We start from the raw sequence: 18,910 nt of genomic DNA on the forward strand, positions 1-18,910 counted from the left end.
TTGATGAAGCCGTGGCTGACAGGCTCGGGGGCATTAAGCTCTGCCGTTGTCGGTCACAACATCAGGAGGGTGACACTTGAATTTCCAGATCAAACGCGAGCGGTTGCTGGCGTCGACAATGATCGCGGGCCTTGCGCTTGCGGGCATGGCGGCTCCTGCCATGGCTCAAACGACTCCGGCGCCGGCTGAAGCCGATCAGGCCAGCCAGGTCAGCGACGTCGTCGTGACCGGGTCGCGCATTCGCCAATCGAACCTCACCACCACCAGCCCTGTGACCCAAGTCACCGGCGAAGACATCGACATCGCAGGCGTGACCCGCGTTGAAGATCTGGTCAACCAACTGCCGCAGGCCTTCGCCGCGCAGAACTCGACCGTGTCCAATGGTGCATCGGGTACGGCGACCGTGTCGCTGCGCAACCTGGGCGCTGACCGCACCCTGGTGCTGGTCGATGGTCGCCGTATGGGCTACGGCTCGCCGAACGACGCGGCCGCCGACCTGAACCAGATTCCGGGTCAACTGGTTGAGCGCGTTGAAGTTCTGACCGGCGGCGCCTCGGCCGTCTACGGTTCGGACGCTGTCGCCGGCGTTGTCAACTTCATCACGAAGAAGGACTTCGAGGGCATCCAGATCGATGCTCAATACGGTTTCTACCAGCACAACAACGACTACGACGGTCCGGGCAACCTGCGCGCGGTCATCGAGCGTCGCGGTCAAACCAACCCGTCCAACTTCAAGCTTCCCGATGACAATGTCGTCGATGGCGAGAGCCGCGAAATCAACCTGATGATGGGTGTTTCGGCTCCGGACGGTAAGGGCAACCTGCTGGCCTATGCCGGCTATCGTTCGAACAACCCGATCCTGGGCGCCAACCGCGACTATTCGTCCTGCTCGCTGGGCGGTGAAGCTGCCGGTGAGTTCACCTGCGGCGGTTCGGGCACGTCGTTCCCGGGTCAATTTGTTGCGCTTCTGCCGACCGGCAACAAGGCCCTCACCGTTGGTGGGCCGAGCACGCCTGGCGCAGGCACCTTCGTGCCCTACAGCGCGGCGACCGGCGCCTACAACTTCGGCCCGCTGAACTACTTCCAGCGTCCCGATGAGCGCTACACTCTGGGAGCGATGGGCCGCTACCAGATCAACGACAAGGTTGAGGCTTTCGCCCAACTGATGTTCTCGGACTACAAGTCGAACGCCCAGATCGCGCCGTCGGGCGCCTTCCTCGGCCCGATCCTGGAAATCAACTGTTCGAACCCGCTGTTGTCCGCTCAGCAACGCGGCGAAATCGGCTGCGCCGCGCCGGGTGACTCCGTCAACATGCTGATCGGTCGTCGTAACGTCGAAGGCGGCGGACGTCAGGACACGATCAACTACGAATCCTACCGCGCCGTCGTCGGCATCCGCGGCGAAATCGCTGCCGGTTGGAACTATGACGTCGCGGCCCAGTTCTCGCGCGTCAACATGAGCCGCGTCTATCTGAACGACTTCTCGAACACGCGTCTGGCTCGCGCCTTTGACGTGGTCGATGTTGGCGGCGTCGCGACCTGCCGTTCCGTCGTCGATGGTACGGACCCGGCTTGCGTGCCCTACAACATCTTCTCGCTGGGCGGCGTGACGCAGGAAGCCCTGGACTACCTGCAAATCCCGCTGGTGCAGACCGGTGAAACCACGCAGCAGGTCCTGACGGCCGCTCTGACGGGCGATCTGGGTCAGTACGGCTGGCAACTGCCGACCGCTTCTTCGGGCGTCAAGGTGGCCATCGGTGCGGAATATCGCCGTGACGCCCTGGGTTCGACCACGGATGTCTCCTTCGCCACCGGCGACGGTGCTGGCCAAGGCGGCCCGACGATCGGCTTCACCGGTTCGGCAGACGTCATCGACGCCTTCGGCGAAATCCAGATCCCGTTGGCGGACGAGCAACCCTGGGCCTATTCGGCCTCGGTTGACGCTGCCTATCGTCACTCCGAGTACGCGCGTCTGTCGACCGACACCTACAAGTTCGGCATCGACTATGCGCCGATTGAAGACGTGCGTTTCCGCGCCAGCTATGCTCGCGCCGTTCGCGCTCCGAACGTGATCGAACTGTTCCAGGCTCAGGGCTTCAACCTGTTCGACATGGATGACGATCCCTGCGACTTCACCGACCCGAACGGCGACGGCACGGCTTCCGCCGCGGCTTGTATCGGTACGAACCCCTGGCAGGTTACGGCCGCTCAATCGACGGGCGGTCTGGTGACCAACCCGTCGGGTCAGTACAACTTCCTGCAAGGCGGCAACCCCGACCTGGAGCCGGAAGAGTCTGATACGGTCACGTTCGGCGTGGTCTTCACGCCGAGCTTCCTGCCGCGCTTCAACCTGACCCTCGACTACTTCAACATCGAGGTCAGCAACCTGATCGGCGCCATCGGCCAGCTGAACACGATCTCGGCCTGCTATGACAACAACGTCGCAGCGGCCTGTCAGCTGATCCGTCGTGATCCGGGCACCGGCGGTCTGTGGCTGGCGGACGGCAACGTCATCGACACCAACGTCAACATCGGCGGCCTGAAGACCTCGGGCATGGACGTCAACGCCAACTACAGCATCGATCTGGCCGACCTGGGCGCAGATCAATGGGGCCGTCTGGGCTTCGGTTTCGTCGGCACCTGGCTGAAGGAACTGGAAACCGACACGGGTCTGGGCTTCAGCAACAGCGTCTATGACTGCGCTGGCTTCTTCGCCAACCAGTGCGGCGTGCCGAACCCGGAATGGCGTCACCGCGCCCGCATGACCTGGGAAACTCCTTGGGATGTCCAGTTCGCCGGTACGTGGCGCTACTACAGTGAAGTCGAAATCGGCGTCCTGGGCACCGACGGCAGCCTGAACAACAGCATCGATCGTCTGGACAAGACTCTGGAAGCCCAGAACTACTTCGACATCGCTGCTGACTGGCAAGTGCGTGATAACCTCAGCCTGCGCGCTGGCGTTAACAACGTGTTCGACAGAGATCCGCCGCTGTCGTACAGCGTCGGCACGACGGGTAACAACAATACCTACCCGCAGCTGTATGATGCGATGGGCCGTTACTTCTTCTTCGGTCTGACGGCGAACTTCTGATTTAGGTCAGAATGAAAGCGGGGCGGCGGACCTTCGGGTCCGCCGCCCTTTTTTTGTTGGATACGTCGTAAAGGGCAGGCGCTGCGACCTTGCCGTTGCGGCGCGCGGACGGCTCCGCAAGACATGGGCGGGGCGCCAATGGCGGCTACGTGACGTAGCCTCTTCATGAAGGGCGAAAAGCCAATAGGGCCTGCGCGCAAGCGTCAGGCCTATGACGCCGTCAGCGGCGCGGAATCATGTCGGAGAGTGGCGGCAGCCGCCTGATGTCCAGACGGCTGCTGATTTCAGGCGGCGGTGTCGCGCGCGATCGCGCCGGGATCATAGTTGAGGATGGGGGCCAGCCAGCGTTCGGCGGTTTCCACGTCCCAGCCCTTGCGGGCCGCGTAGTCCTCGATCTGATCGCGGTCGATCTTGCCGACGCCGAAGTAGTGGCTGCCAGGATGGCCGAAGTAGAGGCCGCTGACCGAGGCCGGAGGCGTCATGGCGAAGCTTTCGGTCAGGGCCATGCCCGCGTTCTGTTCAGCTTGCAGCAGGCGGAACAGGGTGGCCTTTTCCGTGTGGTCGGGCTGGGCCGGATAGCCGGGGGCGGGGCGGATGCCCTGATACTTCTCTTCGATCAGGTCCTGCACCGAGGTCGCCTCGTCGGGCGCATAGCCCCACAGCTCGGTCCGCACCTTCTTGTGCAGGGCCTCGGCGAAGGCCTCGGCCAGGCGGTCGGCCAGGGCCGTGGCCATGATCGAGGAATAGTCGTCGCCAGCGTCCTTGAACTTCTTGGCGATTTCCAGCTCGCCGTGGCCGGCGGTGACGGCGAAGGCGCCGATGTAGTCGGAACCTTCTTCGGCGATGAAGTCGGACATGGCCAGGTTGGGCTTGCCGTTCGACTTCTTGATCTGCTGGCGCAGGGTGTGGAAGCGGGCGATCTCTTCGTTGCGGCTCTCGTCGGCATAGACGGCGATGTCGTCGCCCACGGCCTGAGCGGGCCAGAAGCCGACCACGCCTTTCGCCGTGAACCACTTCTCGTCGATGATGCGCTTCAGCATGGCTTGCGCGTCGCGGAACAGGTCTTTGGCCGCCTCGCCGACGATTTCGTCTTCGAGGATCAGTGGATAGCGGCCGATCAACTCCCAACTGGCGAAGAAGGGCGTCCAGTCGATGTGGTCGGCCAGATCGGCCAGATCCCAGGCGTCGAACGAACGCACGCCCAGGAAGGATGGCTTGCCCGGCATGGTCGCGGTCGGATCGGGCTGGAAGCGGTTGTCGCGCGCCTGCTGGATCGTAGCGCGGGCCTTCACCTCCTGGCCGCGGGCGTACTGCTCGCGGATGCGGACGTATTCGTCGCGGGTGGCGGCCTCGTTCCCGGCCTTGTCGGTGGGCGACAACAGGCCCGCGACCACGCCGACGGCGCGGCTGGCGTCGATGACATAGGTGGTCGAACCCTTGCGATAGCCGGGCTCGATCTTGACCGCCGTATGGGTGCGGCTGGTGGTGGCCCCGCCGATTAGCAGGGGGATGTCGAAACCGCGCCGCTCCATCTCGCGCGCGACAAAGACCATCTCGTCCAGCGAGGGGGTGATCAGACCGCTGAGGCCGACGATGTCGACCTTGTGCTCGACGGCGGCGTCCAGGATGCGGTCGGCCGGGACCATGACGCCCAGGTCGATAACCTCGTAGTTGTTACACTGCAGCACGACGCCGACGATGTTCTTGCCGATGTCGTGGACGTCGCCCTTGACCGTGGCCATCAGGACCTTGCCCGCCTGTTCGCGCGGCTTGCCTTCTTTTTCGGCCTCCATGAAGGGGTTCAGCCAGGCGACGGCCTGCTTCATCACGCGCGCGGATTTCACTACTTGGGGCAGGAACATCTTGCCCGAGCCGAACAGGTCGCCGACCACGTTCATCCCGTCCATCAGCGGACCTTCGATGACGTGCAGCGGGCGTTCGGAGGCCAGGCGGGCCTCCTCGGTATCGGCCTCGATATACTCGGTGATGCCGTGGACCAGGGCGTGGGCGATGCGGGCCGCGACCGGCTGCTCTCGCCAGCTCAGATCGACGACGCGCGCCGCGCCCTTTTCGCCCTTGTAGGTGGGCGCCATGTCCACCAGCCGCTCGGTGTTGGACACATTGGTCCGCTGCGGCCGGTTCAGGATCACATCCTCGACGGCTTCGCGCAGCGTCGCGTCGATGTCGTCATAGACCGGCAGGTCGCCGGCGTTGACGATGCCCATGTCCATGCCGGCGTTGATGGCGTGGTACAGGAAGACGCTGTGGATGGCCCGGCGCACCGGTTCGTTGCCGCGGAAGCTGAACGAGACGTTCGACACCCCGCCCGAGATGCGGGCGTAGGGCAGGGTGGCCTTGATGACCTTGACCGCCTCGATGAAGTCGACGGCGTAGTTGTCGTGCTCCTCGATCCCCGTCGCCACGGCGAAGATATTGGGGTCGAAGATGATGTCTTCCGGCGGGAAACCGACCTCGTTGACCAGGATGTTGTAGGCGCGGGTGCAGATCTCGATCTTGCGCGCGGCGGTGTCGGCCTGACCCACCTCGTCAAAGGCCATGACCACGACGGCGGCGCCGTAGCGCAGGCATTTGATCGCGTGCTCGCGGAAGGCGGCCTCGCCCTCCTTCATGCTGATCGAGTTGACGATCGGCTTGCCCTGAACGCACTTCAGACCCGCTTCGATGACCTCCCACTTGGAGCTGTCGATCATCACCGGCACGCGAGCGATGTCAGGCTCGGCCGCGATCAGGTTGAGGAAGGTGCGCATGGCGACGGCGCCGTCCAGCAGGCCCTCATCCATGTTGATGTCGATGACCTGGGCGCCCGCCTCGACCTGCTGGCGGGCGACGTCGAGGGCGGCGGTGTAGTCGCCGTCGACGATCAGTTTACGGAACTTGGCCGAGCCGGTGACATTGGTCCGCTCGCCGACGTTGATGAAGATGGGACGCATCAGGCCACCAGCTCGAAAGGTTCCAGACCCGCCAGCCGCATGGCCACGGGGCGTTCCGGGATTTCGCGGGGTTTCAGCGGCGCGACTTCTTCGGCCACGTGTTTGATGTGGTCAGGGGTCGTGCCGCAGCAGCCGCCGACGATGTTGACCAGGCCCGAGGCGGCCCATTCCTCGATGAAGTGGGCGGTTTCGTGCGGCTGTTCGTCATACTGACCCATGGCGTTGGGCAGGCCGGCGTTGGGGTAGGCGGCGACCAGGGTGTCGGCCACGCGGCTCAGCTCGGCGATGAAGGGCCGCATCAGGTCGGCGCCGAGGGCGCAGTTGAAACCGACGGCAAACGGCTTGGCGTGGCGCACCGAGTTCCAGAAGGCCTCGGCGGTCTGGCCCGACAGGGTCCGGCCCGATCGGTCGGTGATGGTGCCGGAAATCCAGATGGGCAGGGCGGGCAGCCCCTCGTCCTCGAGGTCCTTGATGGCCTTGATGCAGGCCTTGCAGTTCAGCGTGTCGGTGATGGTTTCGATCAGATAGAGGTCGACGCCGCCCTCGTTCAGGGCCTTCACCTGATGACGATAGGCCTCATAGACCTCGTCGAACGTCACCAGCCGCGCGCCGGGATCGTTCACGTCGGACGACATAGACAGCATCTTGTTCAGCGGACCGATGGAGCCGGCGGCGAAGCGCGGCTTGTGCGGTTCCTTGGCCGTCCAGCGATCGGCGGCGGCGCGGGCCAGCCGGGCGCCTTCCAGATTAATGTCCCAGACGGCCTTGGCGTCCAGTTTGTAGTCGTCCTGGGCGATGACGGTGGCCGAGAAGGTGTTGGTCTCGCTGATGTCGGCGCCCGCGCCGTAATACTGGTCGTGCAGGTCAGCGATGATGTCGGGGCGGGTGATGCAGAGGATGTCGTTGTTCCCCTTCATCTGGTCCTTCTCGTCATAGCCGTTGGCGGCGACGAAGCGGTCGCCGCGGAAGTCACCTTCCTCCAGCCCGCGTCGCTGGATCATGACGCCCCAGGAGCCGTCGAGGACCAGGATGCGGTCTTGGGCCGCCGCGTGCAGGGCGGCGATGCGTTCAGGACGGGAGAGAGGGGAAGTCATTACGCAACAGCCTTGGTTTCACGCACGCCCAGCACTCGGCAGATGGCATAGACCAGCTCGGCGCGGTTCAGGGTGTAGAAGTGGAAGTCCGAGAAGCCTTCTTCCTGCAGTCGCGCGCAGGTCTCGGCGGCGATGGAGGCGGCCAGCAGCTTGCGGGTCTCGGGGTCGTCGTCCAGCCCGTCGAAATGGGCCGCCAGCCAGTCGGGGATGGAGGCGCCGCAGGCCGCGCTCATCCGGCTCAGGCCCTTGAAATTGGACACCGGCATGATGCCGGGGATCAGCGGGATGGTCACGCCCGCCGCCCGCACCCGGTCGCGGAAGCGCAGGAAGGCCTCGATGTCGAAGAAGAACTGGGTCACGGCGCGGGTGGCGCCGGCGTCCACCTTGGCCTTCAGTACCTCGATGTCGTGGTCGATCGACGGGCTTTCCGGGTGGCGCTCGGGATAGGCGCCGACGGTGATGTCGAAGCCGCCGACGCGGTTGATGGCCTGGGACAGTTCGGTGGCGTTGGCGTAGCCGTCGGTGCGCGGGACGTAGGCGCCGCCGATGCCGTCTCCGCCGGGCGGATCGCCGCGCAGGGCCACGATGTGATCGACGCCGATGGCCTTGTAGCCCTCGATGACCTCATCGACGTCGGCGCGGCTGGCCTCGACGCAGGTCAGGTGGGCGGCGGGGCGCAGGGTGGTCTCGCTGATGATCCGCTGAACCGTGCGGTGGGTGCGCTCGCGCGTCGAGCCGCCGGCGCCATAGGTGACCGAGACGAAGGCCGGGTTCAGCGGCTCCAACCGACGGATGGCGGACCACAGATTGGCCTCAGCCTCGTCCGACTTGGGCGGGAAGAACTCGAAGGAGACGTTGACGGCGTTGCGGTTGGAGCCGGCGCGGGCGACGGGGCCCAATGGCGACAGCAGCAGGGCGCGGGCTTCAGCGAGAGAGGCGGGGGAGGCCATCAGGCGGTCTTTCGAGCGGGGACGGCGGCGCGTTCGCCGGTCCAGATGTGGACGGTCAGGCCCTCGGTGTCGGGCGGCAGGGCGACGGGAGCGTCGGCGGTCAGGCCTGCGTCGGCCAGCCAGCCCTGGATTTCGTCGTCAGCAAAGCCCAGGCGGCGATGCTGGTGGGCGTCGCGCAGTTGTTCCAGCTTATGGGGGGCGAAATCGACGATCAGCAGCTTGCCGCCGGGCATGACCAGACGCGCGGCCTCGGCCACGGCGGCGGCGGGGTCGGCCAGATAGTGCAGGACCTGGTGCACGATGACCAGATCAGCGCTGGCGTGGGGCAGACGGGTCGAGAAGATGTCGCCATGGCGCAGCTCGACCTTGTCCAGCCCAGCCTTGGCGACGTTGGCGCGGGCGATGTTGAGCATGTTCTGCGACAGGTCGAGGCCGACCGACATCTTCGCCTTCTTGCCGAACAGGGTCAGCATCCGGCCCGAGCCGGTGCCGAGGTCCACGACGCGCTCGAACGGGCCGGGGCCGGCCGCCTGTTCGACGGCGGTTTCGACCGCGCTCTCGCAGACATAGAGGCTGCGCATCTGGTCCCACTGGGGCGCGACCTGTTCGAAATAGCGGGCGGCGTCGATGGCGCGCTCCTTGCGCACCTCGTCCAGACGGCGATGGTCGGCCTCGCCCTCGGCGTCGTCCAGCAGGTCCAGCACGGTGTCGATCAGACGACGCGACAGGGCGTCGTGCGACAGGCGGTAGAAGACTCGCGCCCCGTCGGGGAATCGCTCGATCAGGCCAGCATCGGCCATCAGTTTCAGATGGCGCGACACGCGCGGCTGACTCTGGTCCAGAACCCTCGACAACTCCATGACCGACAGCTCCTCCGCGGCGAGCAGCGACAGCACCCGCAAACGGGTGGGTTCGCCCGCGGCGCGCAGGGCCTCGACGGTCTGGTCAGCAGTCAGGGTCATGAGATCGTATAAAGATATCCTTATACGATTATGCAAGCAAAAACTGACCGCGTGCGGGTGCGATGCGACGGTTAAGCCGCATGGATCATTCGGCGACCCGTGGAATCAGGCCGACTCAGGTCGTGACGGGTGTTTTCAGCGGCTCGCCCGCGAAATGGGCCGACAGGTTCTGGAGCAGCAGCATCAGCATCCCCTGAACCGCCTCGGTCGTGGCCCCGGCGGTGTGGGGCGTCAGGACGGTGTTGGGCACGCTGGCCCAGCGCGCGGCGTCGGTCGGTTCGGTCTCGAACACGTCCAGCGCCGCGCCGCCCAGCCGTCCATCGCGCAGGGCGGCGATGACGGCGTCCTCGTCCACCAACTGGCCGCGCGCGACATTGACCAGCAGGCCCGACGGACCCAGCGCCTCGATGACCTCGGCGGAGATAAGCCCGCGATTGGTCTCGTCCGCGCGGCAGGCGACGACCAGAACGTCGGAGGCGCGGGCCAGGTCAAGCAGGCTGTCGGCGCGGGGCCAGGCGGCGTCCTTGGCGCGCGGCGCCCACCACTGGACGCTCATGCGCATGACCTCGGCGCGACGGGCCACGGCCTCGCCGATGGCCCCCAGGCCGACGACGCCGAGCGTCTGCCCGCCCAGCGACGGCGTGATGGTCTTGGACGCCGGGGTCCAGCCGCCGGCGCGCAGTTGGCGGTCGCCCTCGGTGATCTGACGGCGCGCGGCCAGGATCAGGCCGATGGCGTGGTCGGCGACGTCCTCGTGGTTGATGGCGGGGGCGTGGGTGACGGGCAGGCCGCGCGCGCGGCACCATTCGACGTCGATGCCGTCATAGCCCGAGGTGAAACAGGCGATCAGCGACAGGTTGGGCAGGCGCTCGATGAGGTCCTTGTCCAGCTCGAACTCGCCAGCGACCACCAGGACGCGCACGTCGTGCGCCGCCTCGATCGGCGGCCCTTCCCAGAAGCGATAGACGTCGTAGGCGCCTTCGAGAAAGACGCTGAGCGGCGCGAGGTGCCGCTGCATGATCAGGATGGCGGGGCGCTGGGTCATGGACGCCAGACTAACCCGGTTCCGCCAGAGCGCCAGCGTACAAAGAAAGGCCGGAGCCTTGGCTCATTCGGGCGCCGCTTTTCGCCGTCACCCCCGGACGGCCCGCAGGGGCGATCCGGGGCCCAGGCGGCGGCTACGGTGGCGCGGGCGGAGAAACGTCAGGCGCCTGGGTTCCGGGTTCGCTTCGCGCCCCGGAATGACGGCAGGGTGAGGTCGATGCTCGTCGTGGGAGGACGCAAGAAAAACGGCCCCCCGATTGCTCGGAGGGCCGCTTGTCATTCTGCAAGCCGGGTCAGCGACCGAACTTCTGGTGCTGGATGCGCTTGGGAATGATGCTGTCCGCGCCCAGGCGGCGCATCTTGTCCTGTTCGTAGGCTTCGAAGTTGCCCTCGAACCATTCCACGTGGCCGTCGCCTTCGAAGGCGAGGATGTGGGTGGCCAGACGGTCCAGGAACCAGCGGTCGTGGGAGATGACCACGGCGCAGCCGGCGAACTCTTCCAGAGCCTCTTCGAGGTTCTGCAGGGTCTCGATGTCCAGGTCGTTGGTCGGCTCATCGAGCAGGATCAGGTTGCCGCCCGAGGCCAGGGTCTTGGCCAGGTGGACGCGGTTGCGTTCACCGCCGGACAGCTGGCCGACCTTCTTCTGCTGGTCGCCGCCCTTGAAGTTGAAGCTGCCGACATAGGCGCGGGTGTTGATCTCGCGCTTGCCGACCATCATCACGTCGGTGCCGCCCGAGATGGCCTGCCAGATGGTTTCGTCCGGCTTCAGGTCGTCGCGCGACTGGTCGACATAGGCCAGCTTGACGGTCTCGCCGACCTTGATGGTGCCGCCGTCGGGCGTTTCCTGGCCGGTGATCAGCTTGAACATGGTCGACTTGCCGGCGCCGTTGGGGCCGATGACGCCGACGATGCCGTTGGGCGGCAGCTTGAAGGTCAGGTTGTCGAACAGGGTCTTGTCGCCATAGGACTTCTTCAGGCCCTCGACTTCCAGCACGACGTTGCCCAAGCGCGGGCCAGGCGGGATCTGGATGTGGGCGTGCGTCTGGGCGCCGCGCATCGATTCCTGCTCATCGACCATGCGCTCATAGGCGGCCAGACGGGCCTTGGACTTGGCCTGACGGGCCTTGGCGCCCGAGCGGACCCATTCCAGTTCGCGGGTGAGGGCGCGCTGGCGGGCTTCGGATTCAGACTGTTCCTGGACGACGCGCTTCTGCTTGGCTTCCAGCCACGAGGAGTAGTTGCCCTCGTGCGGGTGGCCCTTGCCGCGGTCCAGTTCCAGCGTCCACTTGGTGACCTGATCCAGGAAGTAGCGGTCGTGGGTGACCAGGATGACGCAGCCCGGGAAGTTCTCCAGGTGGTGCTGCAGCCAGGCGACGGATTCGGCGTCCAGGTGGTTGGTCGGTTCGTCCATCAGCAGCATGTCGGGCTTGCTGAGCAGCAGGCGGGCCAGGGCCACGCGGCGCTTTTCACCGCCCGACAGGTTGGTGACTTCCCAATCGTCCGGCGGGCAGCGCAGGGCGCCCATGGCCTGATCGATGCGGCTGTCGATGTCCCAGACGTCGCCGGCGTCGATCTTCTCCTGGAGGGTGGTCATCTCCTCCATCAGTTCGTCGGTGTAGTTTTCGCCCAACTCGTTGGCGACTTCGTTGAAGCGGTTGACCCACTGCTTCTCGACGCACCAGGCCTCGACGTTCTGGCGAACATTCAGGCTGTCATCCAGCTTGGGTTCCTGTTCCAGATAGCCGCGCTTGATGCCATCGGCGGCCTTGGCCTCGCCGGTGAACTCGGTGTCCAGACCAGCCATGATTTTCAGCAGGGTGGACTTACCCGAGCCGTTGACGCCGACAACGCCGATCTTGGCGTCGTTGTAGAAGCTCAGCCAGATGTTCTCGAAGATCTTCTTGCCGCCGGGGAAGGTCTTGGTCAGACCCTGCATCTGGAAAATATATTGCTGCGCCATGAGGTGCGGTTTCGCCCTGTCGTCTGATCTGATGGGGAGGTTGGCGCGGGATGTAGCCGTCGCGGACCCTTTGGGCAAATCCCTAGACGTAGCGCGGGGCGGTTTGAAGGCGAGTTGCATCCGTTCCAGCCCTTGGCGGCCTCTACCCGTCAGCCCACAGGGGCGGGCAGGGGAGAGCGGCGTTCATGACGTCACGGTTAATGGGAGCGCTGCTGGCGGCCGGGCTGGTCTGCGCAGCGGGCGAGGCGGGTGCGCAGGACCGTGCGGTCTTCGGCGCGGCGATGGACGCCTTTGCACGCCGAGCGATGCAGCGGGTCGAGGCGGCGCCCGGCCTGGTGCTGGCGGTGGTCGATGAGCGCGGGTTGATTCACGCGGCGGGCTTTGGCGTGGCGGATGTGGCGACGGGCGCAGCCGTGACGCCGGACACGCGGTTCTACATCGCCTCGGCCACCAAGAGCTTCACCGCCCTGTCGTTCGCCGTCATGGCGCGGCGGGACGAGGTGGATCTGGACGCGCCCCTGGCCGACTGGGCGCCGCCGTCCGGCGTGCCGGGCGACATCGCCGCGCGGATCACCCTGACCGACCTGCTGAGCCACCGCTCGGGCGTGGACAATGCGCCCATCGCCTTCCGGGTCGCCTATTCGGGCGACTGGACGCCCGAGGTCCTGTGGCGGCTGACGGCGGAGACGCGGCCGCGCGACACGCCCTATGGCCAGTTCGTCTATGCCAACTCGGGTTACAACCTCCCGACCGTGCTGGCTGAGCGCCGCTGGGGCCGCGACTGGCGCGAAATGGTCGAGGACGAGGTGCTGACGCCCCTGGGCATGACAGCCACGACCGCGCGCATCGACGAGGCCCGGGCGTCGGGGGCGGTGGTCGCCGCCGGTCATTTCGGACGCATCCCCGGCCAGCCCGAGCGGTCGCCCTTGCAGAAGACCGACGCCACCATGCAGTCGGCGGGCGGCCTGATCTCGACCGCGCACGACATGGGCCTCTGGCTGGAGGCGCAGATCAATGATGGCCGGGTCGGCGGGCGGCAGGTGTTTCCGTCGGGGCTGATCGCCTCGACCCATGCTTCGCGGGTGGCGCAGGACGCGACCTTCGGCCCCTATGTGCGCACCAGCTATGGTCTGGGCTGGCAGGTGGGGCGCTATGGCGACGATGTGCTGATCCACCATTTCGGCAACTTCTCGGGTTCGCGCGCCCATGTCTCCTTCATGCCGCAGCGTCGTCTGGGCGTGGCGGTGATGGTCAACGAGGACGCCTTCGCCGGGGATCTGGCCGATGTGGTCGCCAACTACGCCTATGACTGGTTCGCGGGCCTGCCGGATATCGAGGCGGTTTATGACGCCCGGCTCGACGCCCTGATCGCCGAGCGCGACCGCCGCCGGACGGGCGTCGCAGGCGCTGTGGAGGCGCGGGGCAAGCGAGCGCGCACCCTGTCTTTGGCCAACGCCGCCTATGTCGGCGACTTCGTCAACGACGCCTACGGAACCCTGAGGATCCGCGAGGCGGGCGAGCGGCTGTCGGTCGCCATCGGCGTGCAGCAGGCCTTGGCCGAGTACCTGACCGAGCCAGAGGGGCTGCGCGTCGAACTGACCCCGTTCCGGGGCGAGGGCGTGGTGTTCAAGCTGGACGCGGCCGGTCGCCCGACCGCGCTGGTCTATCAGGACGCGGTCTTCGTGCGGCGCTAGGGCTTGGCCGGCAGGACCGCCATCAGGGCGCGGGTGAAGCCGACGGGGGCGACCGTCAGGTGGTCCTCGTTTTCCAGAACCGTCGATTGGACGCTGAGACCGGGATAGGCGCGCGATTTCAGCAGCCGCTCCATCGTGTGCATGTCGCCGACCATGTCGGTCTCGTTGGCGTGTCGGGCGGTGGGGCCGGGGCCTTCGAAGCCGCCGACATACATGAAGACCTCGGCGGGCAGGTCGCGATGGGTGCGGGCGTAGTCCGCCTCCATCTTCATCATGTGACGCTTGTCGAACCAGAAGGACGGGCTGCCCAGAACATAGCCGCTGAACATCGCCGGGTCGGTGAACATGATCTGCGACCCCAGCAGGGCCCCGTAGGAGTGGCCGAGAAGCACGCGGCGCGCCGGATCGGTTCGGAACTTCTGCTCCACGAAGGGCAGGGCCTGGGTCTTCAGATAGGTCTGGTAGGCCGCGCCTCCGCCATGCACCGCATCGCCCGAACTGCGCGGGCCGTTGGGCGTGGGCGTATAGTCGCGACGGCGGCTGTCGGCGCCGCCGTCGCCCTTGGCGTAGGACAGGCCGACCAGGATGAACTCCTCGATCACCGGCCCATCCAGATTCACGCGCCGGGCAATTTGGCGGATGATGGGGAAGGCGTAGTCGGCGTCGGTGACGTAGAGGACCGGATAGCGACGGTTCGGCTGGGCCTCATAGCTGGCGGGCAGACTGACGAAGACCTCGTAGTCTCGGCCCGAGACCGGATCGGGCACGCTCCAGACCTGGGTGCCGGTCAGCACATAGGGTGCGCCTTCCGCAGGCGAGACGGTGGTGGTTTTCGCATCCGCCCGTTCGCCGCAGCCTGCCGCGAGGCTCGCCGTCAGCAGTATCGTCGCCAGTCCCAATGCCCGCATGGAGGCCCCCTCAAGCTTCACCAGAAGGGCAGACTTCAGGGCAATTGCGGCGCTGAAAGGGCGATCAGGCGTAGTTGAAGCTGATCGAGATGCGCTGTTCCTCGGCGCGGCTGGCGGGGACCTCGTGGCGCAGCCAGCTTTCCCACATCAGGATCGTGCCTGACGCGGGCTTCAGATAGACGAAGGGCTTCTCGGCCTCAGACGCTTCAGCCGTCAGGCCGGGACGGGCCATCATCATGGTCAGGCGCGGGTCCTCGATCTTCAGCGACGAGGCGCCGTCGGGGATGTGGATGTAGATGGTGCCGGAAATGATGGCGTGCGGGTGGATGTGGCCGGTGTGGCCGCCGCCGGGCATCAGGACGTTGACCCACAGATTGTCCAGCTTGGGCTTTCTCGCCAGGTCGAAGTGCAGCGCCTTGGCGTAGGCGGCCGCATGCTTGTCCAGCAGCTTCTTCAGCTCGGCGAACTCGGGGAAGCGGCTCGGCAGATCGTTGATCGAGCCATAGGAGGTGTAGCCCGGATAGTGGTTGGCCTTGCACCATTCGATCCCCGCCTCGTCCTCCTCGGCCATGACCAGGCAGAGGTCGAGGATCTCCTCGTGCAGTTCGGGCCAGGCGGGCGTGGCGGCCAGCGAGGCTTCGTAGACCTGGGTCGGGAAGAGGGGGCGCAGGGACATGGGCGCTGCAATAGCCCTTCTCCCCTTGCGGGAGAAGGTGGCTTTCCAACCTACCAAAATACAGCGGCTTTTTCGACACTGAAAGGGTTGTGCAGTTGCTGTGCAGAGCGCCCTTAGCGGAAGTGCAGAGAGCACTTCGCCATGAAATCCTCCAGGAGAGTCCAGCGCTGTGAAGCGTCAATGGGTAGGGGCTGAGCGTGCCACCCCAGAGTTAAGGGGGAAGTGCGATTTCGACCCATGCGTTAATTTGAGCCGTCTTTCAAAAAGACAATCAACGGCTCCTCGTTAGCCGCCCTTCGCAATGCATCAACGATTAGGTGAGATCCTGGGCTTTTGACGGGCCGGGCGGTCTTGGGAATGCGTGTCTAATATGAATTCGTGGAGCGAACTTACTCTTTCGCAATTGCTATTAGCCTATCGCAAGGCAAAGTCGGACTGCTTTTACGAAAGATCTCTTTATGCTGCCGAGAGATTCACCGAGTACGAGTCCAATTTATGTGAAAATCTTGAATCTCTTCTTGTTGAACTTCGATCAGGATTCGTCGCTTCCGTATTCGAAAGAAGTCTAGGTGAGCCTAGGATTTTTGCTAAGTCTCTTTCCAAGCATCAACGATCACAATCGGATCAGAACCATAGCTTTTTCTCTGATACGGAACGAGCTTTCGAGCGCCTCATCCAGCAAAATCATTTAGTTCCAGAATTTCGGCTTGTCGGCGACTTTTTAGTCGAAATGCACATTCTCTCGGCGTTGTGGCTAAACCAAGTGGGTCACAGATACGATCAGCGCTTGGCTAACAGCGCGTATGGATCGCGTGTCCGCCGCTACGGAGCGAGAGGTCGAAATACCGACCTCCCTGAGGGCGAGTATCAATACGATGCGATTGGCTCTTTCGAGCCATACTTCTCTCCGTATAAATCATGGAGGGACTCTGGCGTATCGTCGATAAGAAACGCACTATCCGATGGGCAGGCCGTTGTAGCGATTACTCTTGATTTTTCCTCATACTACCACAACATAGATCCATCATTCATGGTGCATCCGGACTTTTTGAGTAGAATTGGGCTCAATCTATCTGAATGGGACTTGTCGTTCACGCGGGATCTAGTTTCCGCTCTACACCAATGGGGAGGCCTAGCTAGGGATATCATGCAGCAAGGCGGGCTGCCGGTTACGCAGCATGGCGGGCTCCCCATTGGTCTCTCCGCCGTCAGAATTATTACCAACGTCCTGCTTTGCGAGTTTGATCGGCAAATTCAAAACGGAATGGCGCCCCTATATTACGGAAGATATGTGGATGATATATTCCTCGTTATACCGGATCCAGGGAACGTTCTAACAACGCAGCAGCTGTGGGCGTATGTTCAAAGTCGAGTTTCATACCTTACAATTGGAAGCGCCGACGAATACGGTGAATCAGGCGTGGAAGTTCGCCTGGGAGATTATCAAGGCCTGACGCGACTACGGTTTCAACCGTCAAAGCAAAAAGTATTCTTCTTAAGCGGCCAGTCTGGATTAGACCTTCTAAACAACATTGCACACCAAATTCGATCACTCTCAAGTGAGAGGCGTTTGATGCCGCTTCTTGACGAGCTGGACACTACAGCGTCGGCACGAGCGCTTTCTGCTGCCGACAGCGCCAACGAAGAGCCAGATTCTCTTCGGAGGGCCGACGGCCTGACGCTTCGTCGCTTAGGGTGGGCGCTTCAGCTCCGCTCGGTTGAAATACTAGCTCGCGACCTAGAAAGAAGCAGTTGGCGTCGCGAGCGTCGCTCGTTCTACGAATTTGCGCGGGCCCACATACTGCGTCCAGATAAAATACTCGAGCAGTTAGATTATCTTGCTCGTTTGATATCTTTGGCAGTCTCTCTAGGAGATTGGTCAGAAGCTCGTCAGCTTCTTAGCTCCGCGCTATCTGCGATTGATCAGATCGAACGAGCAAATGCCGGCGGCGGCTGCAAGATTAACGGCGTCGAGCTGCCAAGCACGCCGCCAGGCGCATGGCGTTCACTTCGAGAATGGGTCCTGCATTCGTGCCGGGAAGCCGTGCTTCGATCACTGCCCTGGAATCCACGCCAAGGATCGCCTCACCCTCTCTCGCGCGACGCTCGCCGCATGCTGACTGATGTTTTGATCTATGGAGACGAAAATTTCGTCTTCCAGCTGGCGCTGGCGGTAAGGGAGGCGGATTGGGCGAAGGTGCCCTATAAGGAACATCTCCGCCTCGAAGCTGGGCGGCAGAAACCTCGGGCCCTGAACGAGGAGCGGCTGTACGCGGCATTCCCTCACTTGGACGCACTGCAGAGATTCTTGGTCGATGCTGGCGACCAAACCGCGCCTCGGCCCACAGAGCAGAGAATCAGCCAGCGATGCAGGCATGATGGAGGCGCGGCCTCCCTGCTTCCCTTTATCGTGCCGACAAGGCCTTACAGCGCGCAGGAGGTTGCGCTGTATCATCCTGAAGATTGCGTCTTTGGGGAACCGGCAGATGCTGCGCGAAACTGGGGGGAGTACGTACGTGCCGTGCGAGGCGTCTGGCCCCGCTTCACTTCTGACTCGGGGCACTTACCTCTCAATGCAAATGTCAGGGCTGACGGCGAGGTGGACCCGCGCGTAGCCGTGATCGGGGGAGTGCGTGACGAGCATTTGAGGCTGGGCATTACGAGCCTTGAAACTTCTGATGAATCTTGGTCTCGCGGAGCTTCCGGATCGGTCGATCTTTCCTCGGGTCGCTACAATCGACTTGTCAGAATAGTAAATCTTGCGATTCAGTCGGTTCCTCGTCCTACGCACTTACTGCTACCTGAGCTTAGCCTTCCGGATCGCTGGCTATATACTGTGAGTTCTGTACTTCAGCAGGCTGGAATAAGCCTTATTGCGGGTCTGGATTATACCCATTTTGACGATGGAACGGTTAGCAGTTCTGCAGTTTTAGTGCTTTCGGATGATCGACTTGGTTATCCATCATCCGTACAGATACGACAGCAGAAACTTCAGCCTGCGCCTGGAGAAGAGGAGAGCTTGTATAGCTCTCATGGTAAAACGTGGCGATCATGGACGGAAACGCAGCACCCAATCTACATGCACAACGGCTACTATTTTGGATTGCTAATATGTTCAGAACTTCAAAACGTTGAACACAGAAGTCGTTTTCAAGGCCACGTCGATTGGATTGGAGTTCTTTCGTGGAACAGAGATATTGAAACGTTCTCGTCCTTAGTTGAGTCTGCAAGCCTAGACGTTCACGCGTACATCGCTTTAGTCAATAATAGGCGATATGGGGACAGCCGTGTGCGTTCCCCTAGAAAGGCTTCGTTTGCAAGAGATGTGTGCCGAATCAGGGGTGGGATGAACGAACATCTGGTGGTGGTCCAGATCGATCCGACTGACCTTAGAGCCCAGCAGAGTAGAGCCCATAGGTGGGCCCGACCTAGCGATAGATATAAGCCAGCACCTGAAGGGTTTAGGATTTCTCCGAGCCGCAGGACAACGCCGAGCTAGCTGGCAGATCCAATCTGCGAACTCCGTCTGCGAGACCGAACCAGCCTAGAGCATTTGTTCGCTCACCCCACTGCTACAGG

The 18,910-nt window shown here is 63.5% G+C and carries 11 protein-coding genes; 3 read left to right on the forward strand and 8 right to left on the reverse strand.

Features of this window, described 5'->3' with window-relative positions:
• Positions 1-160: 160 nt before the first annotated feature.
• Entirely contained in the window at positions 161-3,091 is a 2,931-nt protein-coding gene (locus CQ039_RS03720) for a TonB-dependent receptor domain-containing protein (RefSeq protein ID WP_233190197.1), read from the forward strand.
• A 284-nt stretch (positions 3,092-3,375) separates the two neighbouring features.
• Here CQ039_RS03720 and metH read toward each other — a convergent pair whose 3' ends face one another.
• From metH to ettA, 6 genes are all read right to left on the reverse strand, one after another.
• Positions 3,376-6,042, reverse strand: coding sequence for a methionine synthase (gene metH, locus CQ039_RS03725; RefSeq protein WP_105563287.1), 2,667 nt, complete (start codon positions 6,040-6,042; stop codon positions 3,376-3,378).
• A complete protein-coding gene (locus CQ039_RS03730) occupies positions 6,042-7,136 on the reverse strand; it encodes a homocysteine S-methyltransferase family protein (RefSeq protein ID WP_105563286.1) in 1,095 nt (364 codons plus the stop codon). Before CQ039_RS03730 ends, metH begins: the two co-directional genes overlap by 1 nt.
• On the reverse strand, positions 7,136-8,086 hold the full coding sequence (metF, locus tag CQ039_RS03735) for a methylenetetrahydrofolate reductase [NAD(P)H] (protein WP_105563285.1): 951 nt from the start codon (positions 8,084-8,086) through the stop codon (positions 7,136-7,138). The genes CQ039_RS03730 and metF overlap by 1 nt, the downstream gene beginning before the upstream one ends.
• Positions 8,086-9,048, reverse strand: coding sequence for a metalloregulator ArsR/SmtB family transcription factor (locus tag CQ039_RS03740; RefSeq protein ID WP_105563284.1), 963 nt, complete (start codon positions 9,046-9,048; stop codon positions 8,086-8,088). The genes metF and CQ039_RS03740 overlap by 1 nt, the downstream gene beginning before the upstream one ends.
• 115 nt (positions 9,049-9,163) lie before the next feature.
• A complete protein-coding gene (locus CQ039_RS03745) occupies positions 9,164-10,093 on the reverse strand; it encodes a 2-hydroxyacid dehydrogenase (RefSeq protein ID WP_105563283.1) in 930 nt (309 codons plus the stop codon).
• Between the two features lie 292 nt (positions 10,094-10,385).
• Positions 10,386-12,053, reverse strand: coding sequence for an energy-dependent translational throttle protein EttA (ettA, locus tag CQ039_RS03750; RefSeq protein ID WP_105563282.1), 1,668 nt, complete (start codon positions 12,051-12,053; stop codon positions 10,386-10,388).
• Positions 12,054-12,238: 185 nt separating this feature from the next.
• Here ettA and CQ039_RS03755 point away from each other — a divergent pair, with 185 nt between their 5' ends.
• A complete protein-coding gene (locus CQ039_RS03755) occupies positions 12,239-13,747 on the forward strand; it encodes a serine hydrolase (RefSeq protein ID WP_199183628.1) in 1,509 nt (502 codons plus the stop codon).
• Here the strand turns inward: CQ039_RS03755 and CQ039_RS03760 are convergent.
• Both CQ039_RS03760 and CQ039_RS03765 read right to left on the reverse strand, forming a co-directional pair.
• Positions 13,744-14,655 carry an alpha/beta hydrolase gene (locus tag CQ039_RS03760; protein WP_105563280.1) on the reverse strand — a complete coding sequence of 304 codons (912 nt, stop codon included), beginning with the start codon at positions 14,653-14,655 and terminating at the stop codon, positions 13,744-13,746. The genes CQ039_RS03755 and CQ039_RS03760 overlap by 4 nt on opposite strands.
• A 64-nt stretch (positions 14,656-14,719) precedes the next feature.
• Positions 14,720-15,331, reverse strand: coding sequence for a TIGR02466 family protein (locus tag CQ039_RS03765; RefSeq protein WP_105563279.1), 612 nt, complete (start codon positions 15,329-15,331; stop codon positions 14,720-14,722).
• Between the two features lie 370 nt (positions 15,332-15,701).
• Here CQ039_RS03765 and CQ039_RS03770 point away from each other — a divergent pair, with 370 nt between their 5' ends.
• Positions 15,702-18,830 (forward strand): hypothetical protein, encoded by a 3,129-nt coding sequence (locus tag CQ039_RS03770; protein ID WP_105563351.1) that lies wholly within the window; start codon positions 15,702-15,704, stop codon positions 18,828-18,830.
• Positions 18,831-18,910: the final 80 nt, after the last annotated feature.

It is taken from the genome of Brevundimonas sp. MYb52, assembly GCF_002979535.1.
Lineage (GTDB): Bacteria > Pseudomonadota > Alphaproteobacteria > Caulobacterales > Caulobacteraceae > Brevundimonas.